12 protein-coding genes are annotated in these 14,594 nt (G+C 63.8%); 9 read left to right on the plus strand and 3 right to left on the minus strand.

The window, feature by feature from the left end; translation table 11 throughout:
• The first annotated feature begins 149 nt into the window (after nucleotides 1–149).
• Together ileS and AC04SF_RS30295 are read left to right on the plus strand one after the other, a co-directional pair.
• A complete protein-coding gene (gene ileS / locus AC04SF_RS30290; RefSeq protein ID WP_488480776.1) occupies nucleotides 150–3,131 on the plus strand; it encodes an isoleucine--tRNA ligase in 2,982 nt (993 codons plus the stop codon).
• Nucleotides 3,132–3,403: 272 nt separating this feature from the next.
• Nucleotides 3,404–4,081: a hypothetical protein gene (locus AC04SF_RS30295; protein WP_488480839.1), complete on the plus strand. Its 678-nt coding sequence runs from the start codon at nucleotides 3,404–3,406 to the stop codon at nucleotides 4,079–4,081.
• Between the two features lie 39 nt (nucleotides 4,082–4,120).
• Here the strand turns inward: AC04SF_RS30295 and AC04SF_RS30300 are convergent, their stop codons facing one another.
• Complete coding sequence (locus AC04SF_RS30300; protein WP_488480777.1) at nucleotides 4,121–4,570, minus strand: nucleoside deaminase; 450 nt, start codon at nucleotides 4,568–4,570, stop codon at nucleotides 4,121–4,123.
• 294 nt (nucleotides 4,571–4,864) lie between these two features.
• Between AC04SF_RS30300 and AC04SF_RS30305 the strand changes: the two genes are divergently transcribed.
• The 5 genes from AC04SF_RS30305 to AC04SF_RS30325 all read left to right on the plus strand — a co-directional run bounded on the left by AC04SF_RS30305 (nucleotide 4,865) and on the right by AC04SF_RS30325 (nucleotide 11,175).
• Nucleotides 4,865–6,856: a pseudouridine synthase gene (locus AC04SF_RS30305; protein WP_488480778.1), complete on the plus strand. Its 1,992-nt coding sequence runs from the start codon at nucleotides 4,865–4,867 to the stop codon at nucleotides 6,854–6,856.
• Nucleotides 6,853–7,407: a 16S rRNA (guanine(966)-N(2))-methyltransferase RsmD gene (rsmD, locus tag AC04SF_RS30310; protein ID WP_488480779.1), complete on the plus strand. Its 555-nt coding sequence runs from the start codon at nucleotides 6,853–6,855 to the stop codon at nucleotides 7,405–7,407. Before AC04SF_RS30305 ends, rsmD begins: the two co-directional genes overlap by 4 nt.
• A gap of 113 nt (nucleotides 7,408–7,520) precedes the next feature.
• The gene (locus tag AC04SF_RS30315) at nucleotides 7,521–8,909 is read left to right on the plus strand and encodes a M16 family metallopeptidase (protein WP_488480780.1); all 1,389 of its coding nucleotides are present in this window, start codon (nucleotides 7,521–7,523) and stop codon (nucleotides 8,907–8,909) included.
• Between the two features lie 77 nt (nucleotides 8,910–8,986).
• Nucleotides 8,987–10,309 (plus strand): M16 family metallopeptidase, encoded by a 1,323-nt coding sequence (locus tag AC04SF_RS30320; RefSeq protein ID WP_488480781.1) that lies wholly within the window; start codon nucleotides 8,987–8,989, stop codon nucleotides 10,307–10,309.
• Nucleotides 10,306–11,175, plus strand: a complete 870-nt coding sequence (locus AC04SF_RS30325; protein WP_488480782.1) for a patatin-like phospholipase family protein — start codon at nucleotides 10,306–10,308, stop codon at nucleotides 11,173–11,175. Before AC04SF_RS30320 ends, AC04SF_RS30325 begins: the two co-directional genes overlap by 4 nt.
• Before the next feature lie 13 nt (nucleotides 11,176–11,188).
• Here the strand turns inward: AC04SF_RS30325 and AC04SF_RS30330 are convergent, their stop codons facing one another.
• Nucleotides 11,189–11,725, minus strand: coding sequence for a dihydrofolate reductase family protein (locus AC04SF_RS30330; RefSeq protein ID WP_488480783.1), 537 nt, complete (start codon nucleotides 11,723–11,725; stop codon nucleotides 11,189–11,191).
• A 167-nt stretch (nucleotides 11,726–11,892) separates the two neighbouring features.
• Between AC04SF_RS30330 and AC04SF_RS30335 the strand changes: the two genes are divergently transcribed.
• On the plus strand, nucleotides 11,893–12,792 hold the full coding sequence (locus AC04SF_RS30335) for an HNH endonuclease (protein WP_488480784.1): 900 nt from the start codon (nucleotides 11,893–11,895) through the stop codon (nucleotides 12,790–12,792).
• Nucleotides 12,793–12,834: 42 nt separating this feature from the next.
• Here AC04SF_RS30335 and efp read toward each other — a convergent pair whose 3' ends face one another.
• Complete coding sequence (efp, locus tag AC04SF_RS30340; protein ID WP_096456789.1) at nucleotides 12,835–13,404, minus strand: elongation factor P; 570 nt, start codon at nucleotides 13,402–13,404, stop codon at nucleotides 12,835–12,837.
• Nucleotides 13,405–13,518: 114 nt separating this feature from the next.
• Between efp and epmA the strand changes: the two genes are divergently transcribed.
• On the plus strand, nucleotides 13,519–14,565 hold the full coding sequence (epmA, locus tag AC04SF_RS30345) for an EF-P lysine aminoacylase EpmA (protein WP_488480785.1): 1,047 nt from the start codon (nucleotides 13,519–13,521) through the stop codon (nucleotides 14,563–14,565).
• The last annotated feature ends 29 nt before the right edge of the window (nucleotides 14,566–14,594 follow it).

Genomic DNA, 14,594 nt, shown 5'->3' on the forward strand with positions numbered 1-14,594 from the left:
CCGGGAGTTTCGCGCGCGCCCTCGCGCTTTTTCCAGATCATCGACGCATATCGCCCAAAAGTGGGTCCGGTTTTGGGAAAACGATATGCGTCAACCAAAGACTTCAACGCCCGGGCCTTGTGCCGACGGGTTACCCAGATGGCAGATCAATGACCGACACTGTTGAAACGATCGACTATTCCAAGACGCTTTACCTGCCGCAGACGGATTTCCCGATGCGCGCCGGCTTGCCCGAGAAGGAACCAGTGCTGGTCAAGCGCTGGCAGGACATGGACCTCTACCGCAAGCTGCGCGAGAGTGCCGCCGGCCGCACGAAATATGTGCTGCATGACGGCCCGCCCTACGCCAACGGCAACATCCATATCGGCCATGCGCTGAACAAGATACTCAAGGATGTCATCACCCGCTCGTTCCAGATGCGCGGCTATGATTCCAACTATGTGCCCGGCTGGGACTGCCACGGCCTGCCAATCGAATGGAAGATCGAGGAGCAGTACCGCGCCAAGGGCAAGAACAAGGACGAGGTGCCGGTCAACGAATTCCGCAAGGAATGCCGTGAATTCGCCGCGCACTGGATCTCGGTGCAGGGCGGTGAGTTCCAGCGGCTCGGCGTCGTCGGCGACTTCAAGAACCCCTATACGACGATGGCTTTCCATGCCGAGGCGCGCATCGCCGGCGAATTGCTGAAATTTGCCATGTCGGGCCAGCTCTATCGCGGCTCGAAGCCGGTGATGTGGAGCGTCGTCGAGCGCACCGCGTTGGCCGAGGCCGAGATCGAGTACCAGGACTATGAGTCCGATACGATCTGGGCGAAGTTTCCGGTGGCCAATCTCGTCGTTGCCAGTGTCGTGGACGGGCAGCCGGCGGAACTCAATCCGGACCTGAGCGGGCGGTCGCTGGACTTGCTGGATGCCCATGTCGTCATCTGGACGACGACGCCGTGGACCATCCCGGGCAACCGCGCCGTCAGCTATTCGCCGCGTGTCGCCTACGGGCTCTACGAGGTGACGGCGGCCGAGAACGCGTTTGGCCCACAGCCGGGTGAGAAACTGATCTTTGCCGACGCGCTGGCCGAAGATAGCCAGGCCAAGGCCAAGGTCACCTTGAAGCGCCGTCACGGCATCAGCGCTGAACAGCTTGGAAATCTTGTGCTTTCGCACCCCTTCAAGGGCCTCGGCGGGGGGTACGAATTCCCAGTGCCGATGATCGCGGGCGACCATGTGACCGACGATGCCGGCACCGGTTTCGTCCACACCGCTCCCAGCCATGGCCGCGAGGATTTCGACGCCTGGATGGACGCCGCGCCCCAGCTGCGCGCACGTGGCGTCGACACGGTGATCCCCTTCACGGTCGACGATGCCGGCTTCTTCACCAAGGAGGCGCCGGGCTTCGGTCCGGATCGCGAGGGCGGGCCCGCGCGTGTGATTGACGACAATGGCAAGAAGGGCAACGCCAACCAGGCGGTCATCGACGAGCTGATCAAGCGCAACGCGTTGTTCGCGCGCGGCCGCCTGAAGCACAGCTACCCGCATTCCTGGCGGTCGAAGAAGCCGGTCATCTTCCGCAACACGCCGCAATGGTTCGTCTACATGGACAAGGACCTCGGCGACGGCACGACGCTGCGCAGCCGCGCCTTGAAGGCCATCGACGACACGCGCTTCGTGCCGGCCGCCGGCCAGAACCGCATCCGCGCCATGATCGAGGAGCGCCCCGACTGGGTGCTGTCGCGCCAGCGCGCCTGGGGTGTGCCGATCGCCGTCTTCGCCGATGAGGACGGCAACGTGCTGAAGGACGAGGCGGTCAACCAACGTATCATGGACGCCTTCGAGGAAGAGGGCGCCGATGCCTGGTTCGCGGCGAACGCCAAGGAACGCTTCCTCGGCAACCATGATGCTTCCAAATGGAAGCAGGTGATGGACATCCTCGACGTCTGGTTCGATTCGGGCTCGACCCATGTCTTTACGCTGGAGGATCGGCCCGACCTGAAGTGGCCGGCCGACGTCTATCTCGAAGGCTCCGACCAGCATCGCGGCTGGTTCCACTCCTCGCTGCTCGAAAGCTGCGGCACCAGGGGCAGGGCGCCTTACGACACCGTCGTCACCCACGGCTTCACCATGGACGAAGACGGACGCAAGATGTCGAAGTCGCTTGGCAACACGGTGGTGCCGCAGGACGTCATCAAGCAGTCCGGCGCCGACATCCTGCGCCTTTGGGTGGTGACGACGGACTATTGGGAAGATCAGCGGCTCGGCAAGAACGTGCTGCAGACCAACATCGACGCCTACCGCAAACTGCGCAACACCATCCGCTGGATGCTGGGCACGCTCGCCCATGACTATGGCGAGACCGTGCCGCTGGAAGCGATGCCGGAGCTGGAGCGGCTGATGCTGCATCGGCTGGCCGAACTCGATGAGGTGGTGCGCCAGGGCTACGATGCCTTCGAGTTCAAGCGCATCACCCGCGCGCTCATCGATTTCATGGTGGTCGAGCTGTCGGCCTTCTATTTCGACATCCGCAAGGACGCGCTCTACTGCGACGCACCGTCGAGCGTGAAACGCAAGGCCTCGGTTCAGGTGGTGCGCCATCTGTTCGAATGTCTGGTGAAATGGCTGGCGCCGATGCTGCCCTTCACCATGGAAGAGGCCTGGCTCGACCGGCATCCCGATGCCGTGTCGGTGCATCTCGACCAGTTTCCGGAAATCCCGGCGGGCTGGAAGAATGAGGCGCTGGCGGAAAAATGGCGCAAGGTCAGGCAGGTGCGCCGCGTCGTCACCGGCGCGCTCGAGATTGCGCGTGCCCAGAAGGTGATCGGCTCCTCGCTGGAGGCGGTGCCGGTCGTCACCATCAACGACGCGACGCTCGAGGCAGCGATAGCGGACGTCGACATGGCCGAGATGGCGATCACTAGCGATCTCGTCATTGTCCATGGCAAGGCGCCGGAAGGCGCCTTCACGCTCGACGATGTCAAGGGCGTCGCCGTTGTTGTCGAGAAGGCGGAGGACCGCGGCCTGGTCAAATGCGCGCGTTCCTGGCGCTACACGGCCGATGTCGGACAGGATCCTGCATTTCCCGATGTCTCGGCGCGCGACGCCGCCGTGCTGCATGAGCTGAAGGCGCTCAGCCGGCTTTAGGTGCATGTCGTCCAAAAGCATGCCCTCGGGGCCTGACCCTAGGGTGTGCCGCGGTTTTAGGAAAACGACATCCACCCGATCAATAGTGCACAAATGCCACGCCGGGCGGTGCAAATCCGCCCGTGCGTTGCCCTTAACGAGTGGTTGAGGTAAACACGCGAAACTCCGGAAGACAAATTGTCGCCGGATTTCCGTCGCAAGTGCTTGGACGATGGGGATCGGTCATAAGACCGGTGGCGATCGAGAGGCTGTCTAGAGTGGGACTTTTTGGCATGACCGAGAGATATAACGCGCGCCTTGCGCTGCTGGCGCCGCTTGTCGCATCGGGCCTCGCATTGTCCGGCTGCATGGGCTCTCCGACCTACGGAACCGATAAGACCGCGGCCGAACAGCTGGCCGGCGATCTCACCGGCGCCGTTTCCTTCGCGCCCAAACACAAGGACCCGATCGACTACAAGCCGCGCCCCACCTTGGTGAAGCCAGCTCCCGGACAGAAGGATGCGCTGCCTGCACCGCAGGAAAGCATCGAGACGGCAAGCGCCGAATGGCCCGAATCGCCCGAGCAGCGCCGCGCTCGGCTGCGCGCCGACGCCACCGCGCACCAGAACGATCCGAATTACCAGGCGGAGATCGTTGACGATGTGCAGACCGATCCGGCCTCTATCAAGAAGGCGATGGCGGACTCAGGCTCCAGCCACCCGCCAGCGTGGTCGCCCGCTGACTCCGACAAGGGCCGCGCCGCTGAAATTCAGCGTCGTCTTGCGGCGAGCAAGCAAGGCGACCCCAACACCCGCAGATATCTGAGCGAGCCGCCGTTGGCCTACCGTGTCGCATCCGACACGGCGCCGCAGAACGAACTCGGCGAGGACGAATACAAGAAGGAACGCCGCCTGAAGAAAGAGGCGGAAGGCAAGAAGGGCGGCTGGTTCGACTGGTTGCCGTCCCTGTAAGAACGGCCACGCCGCCCTGTTCGGGCGGCATGGCGTGGTTCAGTCGCGACGTTCCCTGAAAAAATCCTTCAGCAGCAGGGCCGCTTCGGTCTCGCCCATGCCCGGATAAATGTCGGGCGTATGGTGGCAAGTCGGCGAGGCGAAGAAGCGTACGCCATTGACGACCGCACCGCCCTTTTCGTCGGCGGCGCCGAAGTAAAGCCGGCGCAACCTGGCGAAGGAAATGGCGCCGGCACACATCGCGCAAGGCTCCAGCGTCACATAGAGATCGTGGCCGGTGAGCCGTTCGGCCGAGAGTTTCCCACAGGCTTCGCGGATCACCAACATCTCGGCATGCGCCGTCGGATCGGCAAGCTCGCGGGTGCGGTTGCCGGCTTTTGCAAGGACCGTGCTGCCGCTGGCGATGACGGCGCCGACCGGCACTTCGCCGCGCAAGCCTGCCGCTTCGGCCTCTTTTAGCGCCAGCGCCATGAAATCCGGCCGCCTCACGCGGTTTCCATTCCGATTATCTCCTCGCCACTCCAGGCTTTTGGTTTTCGTTTGTCTTTTCGGGAAAACCAGTCTCCACTTTTCGCTGACAAACTCTGATGATCCTGTTTTTCAGGGAAAACCGGTTTCCACTTTTCCCTGACAAACTCTGGCGATCCTGTTATTGAGCGCATCAACCCGAAAATCGGACTCGATTTTCGGAAATGATCATGCGCCAAATCAAAGTGCACCAGCGTTCGTTGCGCGCCCGAAAGGATGCGCCACGCTGTAGCAGCGCAAACGGACAAAGGCCACATGGACGACAACGACAAGAAATCTCCGCGCCAAAAAGGCCCGGGCAAGAAACCTGCGGCTCCGCGAGGCGGCGGCAAGCCATCCTTCGGCGCCAAGAAACCTTACGCGCCGCGCGGCGATCGGCCGATGGCCGCCGAGGGCGAACGCCCAAAGCGCGACTTCAAGGGCGGCGACAAGCCGTTCAGCAAGGGGCCACGCCCAGCGGGCAAGCCCTATGAAAAGCGCGAAGGGCCACGCAAGCCCTACGCGCCGCGCGGCGACCGTCCGATGGCGGCCGAAAGCGAGCGCAAGCCCTATGAGAAGCGCGAAGGACCGCGCAAGCCCTACGCGCCGCGCGGCGACCGTCCGATGGCGGCCGAAGGCGAGCGCAAGCCCTACGAGAAGCGCGAAGGACCGCGCAAGCCCTACGCGCCGCGCGGCGACCGCCCGGCTGCCGCTTCGGCGGAGGGTGGTGAAAAGCGTTTCGACCGTCCCAAGCGTGATTTCGGCGATCGTCCGAAGCGTGACTTTTCTGACCGTCCCAAGCGCGACTTCAGTGATCGCCCGAAGCGTGACTTCGGTGATCGGCCGCAAGCGGCATCGGGCGGCGGCTTCAAGCCGCGCCCACGGCCCGCCGAGGCCACGGAAGAGGCCGGCGAGCGCATCGCCAAGCGGTTGGCGCGCGCCGGCCTTGCCTCGCGCCGCGACGCCGAGGAATTGATCGCGGCCGGCCGCGTCAAGGTCAACGGTCGCGCTCTGACTTCACCGGCTTTCAATGTCATGCCGGGCGACATCATCCATCTCGACGGCATGGAAATCCCGCCGATCGAACGCACGCGCCTGTTCCTGTTCCACAAGCCGGCCGGCGTCGTCACCACCAACCGCGATCCCGAGGGCCGTAAGACGGTCTTCGACGTGCTGCCGGCCGAATTGCCGCGGCTGATGACCATTGGCCGGCTCGACATCAACACCGAAGGCCTGCTGCTGCTCACCAATGATGGCGGCCTATCGCGCGTGCTAGAACTGCCGGCCACCGGCTGGCTGCGCCGCTACCGCGTGCGCGTCCACGGCAAGGTCGAGGAAAGCGCGCTCGCCGGCCTGCGTGAAGGCATTGCCGTCGACGGCGTCTTCTATGGCGCCATCGAGGCCAGCCTCGACCGCGAGCAGGGCTCCAATGCCTGGCTGACGATCGGTCTGCGCGAAGGCAAGAACCGTGAGGTCAGGAACATCCTCGGTGCGCTCGGCCTCGACGTGACTCGGCTGATCCGCATCTCCTACGGCCCGTTCCAGCTCGAGGATCTTCCCGAGGGCCATGTGCTGGAGATCAAGGGCCGCGTGCTGCGCGACCAGCTGGGCGAGCGCCTGGTGGAGGAATCCGGCGCCAATTTCGACGCCGAGATAACAAAGCCGTTTTCCAACAAGCCGGTGCGGCGTACTGAAGTTCGCGAACCAGAACCCGAACGGCCGAAATTCACACGCGACGGCGAGCGCCGGCCGATCGGCGAGGGCGGGCTGATCAAGAACCGCAAGCGCCGCGAAGGCAGCCGCGATGAGGCACTCGGCAAGTTGTCGACCAGTCCCGACAGAGCCGAGAGGCCGGAAAAGAGCTTTGGCGAACGCGGCCCGAGGCCCGAACGCGGCGGCTTTGGCGACAAACCCCGTGGCAGTTTCGGCGACAAGCCGCGTGGTGGTTTCGGCGACAAGCCTCGCGGCGGTTTTGGCGGCAAGAAAACCGAGCGCGAGCAGCGGCCGATCGAGCCGCCCGGCCAGCGCAAGGCCAATGTCTGGATGGCGCCCGGTGCTAGGCCGATCGGCAAGGGCAGGGCGGAAGCTGACGCCGCCAAGGCGGCGGACGCCAAGGCGCGCAAGGCCTCGTTCAAGCCGTCCTATGGCAAGCCCGCTGGCAAACCGGGCGGCGCGAAGCCGTTCGGCAAGCCGCGTGGCGAGCGTCCGGGTGGCGCCGGTGGCGGCGAGCGGCCGCGCGGCGGCCCCAAGGGTCCCCGCACAAGATGAGAATCGTCGGCGGTGAGTTTCGTGGGCGTCCGCTGGCGACGCCCCGCAGCAGCGCCATCCGTCCGACGACCGACCGCACCCGCGAGGCCGTCTTCAACGTGCTGGCGCATCGCTTTGCCGAGCATTTGGACGGCGCGCGCGTGCTGGACCTGTTTGCCGGCACCGGCGCGCTTGGTCTGGAAGCGCTGTCGCGCGGCGCGTCCTATGGCGTCTTCATCGAGGAATCGGCCGAAGGCCGCGGCCTTATCCGCGACAATGTTGAGGCCTTCGGCCTGACCGGCCGCACCAAGATTTTTCGCCGTGACGCCACCGGCCTTGGCGAGGCGGGCACGCTGGCGCCATTCGGTCTCGTCTTCGCCGACCCGCCCTATGGCAAGGGACTTGGCGAGCGCGCCTTGCAGTCGGCGAAGGCCGGCGGCTGGCTGCGGCCCGGCGCGCTGTGCGTGGTCGAGGAGACCGCGGCGGTTCCCTTCGAGCCGGGCCCAGGCTTTGCCGTGCTGGATGAGCGCAACTATGGCGAGACCATCATCCGTTTCATCGAGGCTGCCTGATACGCCTGCGTTGCGGCGGCCTCTTTGCCGCCGCCTTTGCCGGCAACAACAATTCACTTTGCTTGTCGCCTGCACCTTGCCCTATCGTCGTACCGAGAAAACCGGAGCCATTGATGACATTTCAGGCTGAATGGCTGCACGGAACACTGCTGGCAACGTCGCTGGCCTTCACGCTCACCGGCTCCGCGCTGGCAGATAGCGCCGTGCCGCCCAACACCAAGCCGGCCGAATTCAAGGTGACGGATTTCCTGCTCGACAACGGCATGGAGGTGGTCGTCATCCCTGATCACCGCGCGCCGATCGTCACCCATATGGTGTGGTACAAGATCGGCAGTGCCGACGAGCCGCCCGGCAAATCCGGCATCGCGCATTTCTTCGAACATCTGATGTTCAAGGCGACGACACATCATGCGGCCGGCGAGTTCGACCGCGCCGTCTCCGACATTGGCGGCTCCAACAACGCTTTCACCTCCTACGACTACACCGCTTTCCACGAGACGGTGGCGCCGTCGGCGCTCGAGCAGATGATGGGCTTCGAGGCCGACCGCATGCGCAACCTCATCCTCACCGACGATGTCATCAAGACCGAGCGCGATGTCATCCTCGAGGAGCGCCGCTCGCGCATCGACAACAATCCGCAGGCGGTGCTCGACGAGGAAGTCGATGCCACGCTCTGGCAAAACCAGCCCTATCGCATCCCGGTGATAGGCTGGATGCAGGAGATGGAACAGCTGAACCGCATCGACGCCACCGCTTTCTATGACAAATACTACCGTCCCAACAACGCCGTGCTCATCGTGGCCGGCGATGTCGAACCCGCCATGGTCAAGGCGCTGGCCGAAAAAACCTATGGCAAGGTAGCGCGCGGGCCGGACCTGCCGCCGCGCATCCGCCCGGTCGAGCCGGAACAGAACACCAAACGCACCGTCACGCTCTCCGACGCCCGCGTCAGTGTGCCGAGTTTCTCGACGCAATGGGTGGTGCCATCCTACCACACCGCCAAGCCGGGCGAGGCCGAAGCGCTTGACCTCCTGGCCGAAATCCTCGGCGGCGGCAACCGCAGCCGCCTCTACCAGGCCCTGGTCGTCCAGCAAGGCATCGCTTCCAGCGCCGGTGCGTATTTCCAGGGCACCATGCTCGACGACACCAATTTCACCGTCTATGGCGCGCCGCGCGGCGACGCCAAGCTCGCCGACGTTGAGGCCGCGGTCGATGCGGAGGTGGCGCGCATCGCCAGCGGCGGCGTCACGGCGGACGAGCTCGAAAAGGCCAAGGACCGCTATGTCAGGTCGATGGTCTTTGCCCGCGACAAGCAGGATTCCATGGCCGAAATCTATGGCTCGACCCTGGCCACCGGCGGCAATGTGCAGGACGTCCAGCAATGGCCTGACCGCATCCGCAAGGTCACGGCGGACGAGATCAAGGCCGTCGCCGCGCGCTATCTGGTGCTCGCCCGCTCGACGACCGGCTATCTCTTGCCGCAGCAACAGGCGGGGAATTGATGATGAACTCGATGCATATGCGCGAGGCAGTGAAAGCGGGTGACCTTCTCCCCTTGGGGGAGAAGGGAAGACCGCGCGTGGGCGCCACCCTCGCGACCCTCTTCCTCTCCATCCTCTTCCTGGTCCTGCCCGCACTTGCCGCCCGCGCCATGGACATCCAGCAGGTCACCTCGCCAAAAGGCATCACTGCCTGGCTGGTCGAGGATTATTCGGTCCCGATCGTCGCCGTCCGCTTCGTCTTCGATGGCGGCTCGACGCAGGATCCGGTGGGCAAGGAGGGTCTGGCCAACCTGATGACCGGCCTGTTCGACGAGGGCGCCGGGCCGCTCGATTCGGAAGCCTTCCAGATCAGGCTCGACGATGCCGGCGCCGAGATGAGTTTCGAGGAGACCCGTGACGGCGTCTATGGCTCCATGCGTATGCTGGCCGAACAGCGCGACGAGGCGTTCGACCTGTTGCGGCTGGCGGTCAACGAGCCGCGCTTCGATCAGGCGCCGATCGACCGCATCCGCGCCCAGATCCTGTCCGGCATCATCGCCAACGAGAACGATCCCGACACGGTGGCGCAGCACAAATGGGCGCGCGCCATCTATGGCGACCACCCCTATTCGCGCTCCGACCAGGGCTCCAGGCAGAGCATCGCCGCGATCACGCAGGACGATCTGAAAACCCTGCACAAGGCGGTCTTCGCGCGCGGCGGCCTGCATGTCGCCGTGGTCGGCGCCATCGACGCCGAGACCCTGAAGAAAAAGCTGGAGATGGTGTTCGGCGACCTGCCGCAGAAACAGGCGCTCACCCCGGTCGCCGATGTCGAGCCGAAGCTCGCACAACGCCTCGAGGTCAATTACGACCTGCCGCAGACTTCGCTGCAACTCGCCTGGCCGGGCGTGAAACGCAAGTCGGCGGATTTCTTTCCGGCCGTGCTGATGAACGAGATCCTTGGCGGCGGCACCTTTACCTCGCGCCTTTACCAGGAGGTGCGCGAAAAGCGCGGGCTGGCCTATGGCGTCAACTCCTCGCTGGTCAACCAGGACCATGCCGACGCGCTGATCGTCACCACCGGCACGCGTTCCGACCGCGTGGCCGAGACACTCGGCATTGTCCGCGACGTCGCCAGGCAGTTGGCTGAGGATGGCCCGACCGAGGCTGAGCTCGCGGCAACCAAGAAATACCTGATCGGCGCCTATGCCATAAGCAATTTGGACTCTTCGAGTTCCATCGCCGCGACGCTGGTCGAATTGCAGCTTGACGATCTCGGCATAGACTACATGCAGCGCCGCGCCGGTTACATCAACGCGGTGACGCTCGACCAGGTCAAGGCGGCGGCGAAAAAGCTGCTGACCGCCGAGCCGACCATCATGGTGGTCGGGCCGCCGCTGGCCGGAGCCGGCAAGGGATGAGCCCGACCTTCGGCATAGCTTTCGGCGGCGGCGGTGCGCGCGGTTTGGCGCATATCCATGTCATCGAGGCGCTGGACGAACTCGGCATAAAGCCGGTTGCGATCGCCGGCTCGTCGATAGGCGCCATTATGGGCGCCGGCATGGCCGCCGGCATGACCGGCAGGGACATCCACGACTATGCCCGCTCGATCCTCGGCCGCCGCGCCGAAGTGGCGAGCCGCATGTGGCGCGCCCGGCCGGGCACCATCGCCGAAGCCATGCAGAACGGCATCCGCGTCAGCCAGTTCAATGTCGAGCGCATCCTCAAGGCGTTTTTGCCCGAGGCCATTCCCGAAACCTTCGCCGAACTGAAAATCCCGCTGAAGGTGACGGCAACCGACTATTTCGGCCACAAGCTCGCCGTGTTCGACGAAGGCGACCTGCACTCAGCGCTTGCCGCCTCGGCTGCCATTCCAGCCGTCTTCCGCCCGGTGACGCGCGACGGCAGGCTGCTGATCGATGGCGGCATCTACAACCCCGTGCCGTTCGATCTCATAGAGAACGACGCCGACATCATCATCGGCGTTGACGTCGTCGGCGCGCCGGAAGAGGCCGACCGCAAGCATCCCACCTCCGTCGACCTGATGTTCGGCGCCACGCAGCTGATGATGCAGTCGATCATCGCCAACAAGCTGAAACAATGCCGCCCCGACATATTGGTCCGCCCGGCGGTGTCAAAATACCGCGTCCTCGATTTCCTGAAGATTGATGCGCTGATGAACGAGACGGCTGATATCAAGGATCAGCTGAAGCGGGAAGTGGCGAGAGTGGTGGAGGCGCGGGATGGCGCTGCCAGCAAGGGGAGGCGAGGGAAGAAGGCCGGTTGAGTGGTGAGGTCGGCTAAGACTTCGCTGGCGCATACTCCAGCGCAACAACGCCGTTGCTGAACGGCGTGGCCGAAATCAGCTCGAGCGGTACTTGTTCGCCCGGTGGGAACAGCGGCTTGCCCTGGCCGACGGCGCCGGGATAGCTGAGCAGCCTGACGCGGTCGACCAGCCCGTGGCGCAGCAATTCCTGTGCGACGCTGAGGCTGCCATGCACATAGATGTTGCCGCCGCTGCCTTGCTTCAGCGTCCTCACCGCATCCGACAACGCACCCTTGAGGAGTTCGGCCGGTTTCCAGTCGAGCGCCTTGAAACTCGTCGATGCAACGTATTTCGGCAGCGCGTTGAACCGGTCGGCAAAATCTCCGGTTTCCTTGGGCCATGAGCCGGCAAAAATCTCATAGGTCTTGCGTCCCAGAAGCATGGCGCCGCTGTCGGCAAGTTCATCTTCCTTGAACCTGTTCATCTCGTCGTTCCAGGTCACGCCGGGTAATTTCTCGACCTCGGCAACACCATCGACGCTGATGAATTCGGTGACGATGAGTTTTCTCATGGCGTTCTCCTCTTCGCTCAAAGGACGAACCGGATGAGCCTTTTGCTACAGGCCCTGAAAAATCCGGGTGGTTTGTCGGAGAAGGGGTTTCTCTGGCCTAAGCTAGGCACCAAAGTCGAATTTTGGTGCTACATCTCAGCGGATATTTCCAAAGCTACAGGAAGATCATGGGATTCGGGGTCTTCATCCACCGCTCAGATTCGATCTACGATGACAGCCCCGCTGAGCGATATCAGTTCCCCAGCCAGTATCTGCGCCGTGTGGAAGCATGCATTGGCGATTGGATCATCTACTATGAACCTAGCAAAGTAGACGATACCCGTGGCTATTTCGCTCTGGCCAAAGTCCAGGAAGTTATCCCTGACCCTGTCGCGCCTGGTATGTATCTCGCTTTGATTGAGCCGGGGTCGTACCTCGATTTAGCCAATCCCGTTCCATTCAATGGGATGGACGGGCTCGTTGAGCGAGGTTTGCTTAACGACCAGGGACGGATTTCCGGCCGCGCTCAATCGGCCGTACGACCGATCAGCCCGAGCGACTTCAACCGCATTCTCGATCTGGGCCTTGACGCCCGTGAGCCGTTGCTGCCACGCGTCGATGAAATCGGCATTTCATCCGGATTTCAGGATGAAGAGGCGCCATTCCAGTTCGAGCACAGCCGCGACCGCATAAGTTACATCGGATCGCGAATCGTGCGGGACCGCATTTTCCGCCGCATCGTCTTGCGCGCCTATGATGAGCGCTGCGCAATCACGGGACTGAAGTTGATAAATGGCGGTGGTCGGGCAGAAGTTGCCGCGGCACATATTCGGCCCGTCGAAGCGAACGGGCCCGATGTCGTCAACAACGGGCTCGCACTATCAGGGACCGCGCATTGGATGTTCGATCGCGGATTGATCAGCCTCTCCGACGATCTCGAAATCCTGATTTCGCGGCAGGTCAACGCCCTCGAAAGCGTGCAAGGGTTCATAAACAAGACCCGCCGCGCGCTTCCGCCTCGCCGACAGCTCGAACGCCCGCACCCTCATTTCTTGCAATGGCATCGCGAGCACTGCTTCAAGCAGTAAGGCGACGCCCTTCGCCTTGGGATTGGCAGACTTTAGGGCCCCTCAGTCCTTCGCCCGCTCCACATAAGACCCATCGGCCGTCATCACCACCACGCGGGTGCCGGGCGCGATGTGGGGTGGCACGGCGGTGCGCACGCCGTTGGAGAGCACGGCGGGCTTGTAGGAGGACGAGGCCGTCTGGCCCTTGGTCGTCGGTTCGGTCTCGACCACTTCGAAAGTGGCGCGCTGCGGCAGGACTAGGGAGATCGCGATGCCGTTGAACTGCGAGACCTGCACCGGCATGCCTTCCTGCAGATAGGGGGCTGCGTCGCCGACCACGGCTTCGCTCACCGCCACCTGATCGTAGGTTTCCGGGTTCATGAAGTGATAGCCTTCACCATCGGCGTAGAGGAAGGTGTGCTCGCGCTCCTCGACATAGGCGCGCTCAACCTGCTCTGTGGTGCGGTAGCGCTCCGACACCTTCACCCCGTCGCCGATGCGGCGCATGTCGAGCTGCGTCACGGGTGTGCCCTTGCCTGGGTGGATGTTTTCGGCAAAGAGGATCACATAAAGCTTGCCGTCCTTGTCGACGACATTGCCTTTGCGGAGCGAACTGGCGATGACTTTCACCACGGTTTTAAATCCTGCGAGAGTTGGCGGGCGTTTGCCGGCTTGTGCGGCGCTGGTAGCGCATCTTGGCGCGAACCGCCAGCCCCTAAGGCGCGCCAGCACGCCTTCAAATCGCTCATGACCGCCGCTTCGCCCTGGTGGACGCCGCATGTCCATGCCGACCGCCGCCCGCGGCTGATGCTGCGCAATAGCCTGACCGCGGCCTTGCGCGACTGGTTCGCTGGCCGCGATTTCATCGAGGTGGAAACGGCGGCGCTGCAGGTCTCGCCCGGCAATGAGGCGCATCTGGCGGCCTTCGCCACGGAGGCGGTCGGGCCGGATGGCGCGCGTTCGCCGCTTTATCTCCACACTTCACCGGAATTCGCCTGCAAGAAGCTGCTCGCGGCCGGTGAACAGCGCATTTTCAGTCTTGGTCCGGTCTGGCGCAACCGCGAGCGCGGTCCCTTGCACCAACCCGAATTCACCATGCTCGAATGGTACCGGGTGGGCGAGGCCTATGAGAGCCTGATGCGCGATTGCGCCGATCTGCTGGCGCTGGCCGCGACGAGGGCAGGGGCGCCGCGCTTTTCCTTCCGGGGCCGCGGCTGCGATCCGCTCAGTGAGCCGGAGCAGCTGACAGTGGCTGACGCTTTCTCGCGCCATGCCGGCATCGACCTCCTGGCCACGGTCGCCACCGATGGCGGCACGGATCGGGACGCGCTCTACGCCGCCTTGACGAAGGCCGGCCTGCGCACGGCGCCCGACGACAGCTGGGCCGACCTGTTCAGCCGGGTGATGGTGGAAAAGATCGAACCCAATCTCGGCATCGGCCGCGCGACCATCCTGTGCGAATATCCGGTGGCCGAGGCGGCACTTGCCCGGCCAAGCCCCAGGGATTCACGTGTCGCCGAGCGTTTCGAGCTCTATTGTTGCGGCGTCGAGCTCGCCAACGGCTTTGGCGAACTGACCGATGCCGAGGAGCAGCGCCGGCGCTTCATCCTCGAGATGGACGAGAAAGAGCGCATCTATGGCGAGCGTTATCCGCTGGACGAGGATTTCCTCGCCGCCCTAGCCATCATGCCGCAGGCCAGCGGCATCGCGCTCGGCTTCGACCGCTTGGCGATGCTGTCGACCGGAGCGCAAAGGATCGAGGATGTCATCTGGACGCCTGTGGCCGCGTCCTGAGACAACCAAAACGCTCGCGCCGCCCTTCT

The organism is Mesorhizobium sp. CNPSo 4671 (genome assembly GCF_057784245.1).

Coding starts and splice junctions, on each gene's coding strand:
- ileS (WP_488480776.1), top strand. CDS start 150: ATGACCGACACTGTTGAAACGATCGACTATTCCAAGACGCTTTACCTG.
- AC04SF_RS30295 (WP_488480839.1), top strand. CDS start 3,404: ATGACCGAGAGATATAACGCGCGCCTTGCGCTGCTGGCGCCGCTTGTC.
- AC04SF_RS30305 (WP_488480778.1), top strand. CDS start 4,865: ATGGACGACAACGACAAGAAATCTCCGCGCCAAAAAGGCCCGGGCAAG.
- rsmD (WP_488480779.1), top strand. CDS start 6,853: ATGAGAATCGTCGGCGGTGAGTTTCGTGGGCGTCCGCTGGCGACGCCC.
- AC04SF_RS30315 (WP_488480780.1), top strand. CDS start 7,521: ATGACATTTCAGGCTGAATGGCTGCACGGAACACTGCTGGCAACGTCG.
- AC04SF_RS30325 (WP_488480782.1), top strand. CDS start 10,306: ATGAGCCCGACCTTCGGCATAGCTTTCGGCGGCGGCGGTGCGCGCGGT.
- AC04SF_RS30330 (WP_488480783.1), bottom strand. CDS start 11,725: ATGAGAAAACTCATCGTCACCGAATTCATCAGCGTCGATGGTGTTGCC.
- AC04SF_RS30335 (WP_488480784.1), top strand. CDS start 11,893: ATGGGATTCGGGGTCTTCATCCACCGCTCAGATTCGATCTACGATGAC.
- epmA (WP_488480785.1), top strand. CDS start 13,519: ATGACCGCCGCTTCGCCCTGGTGGACGCCGCATGTCCATGCCGACCGC.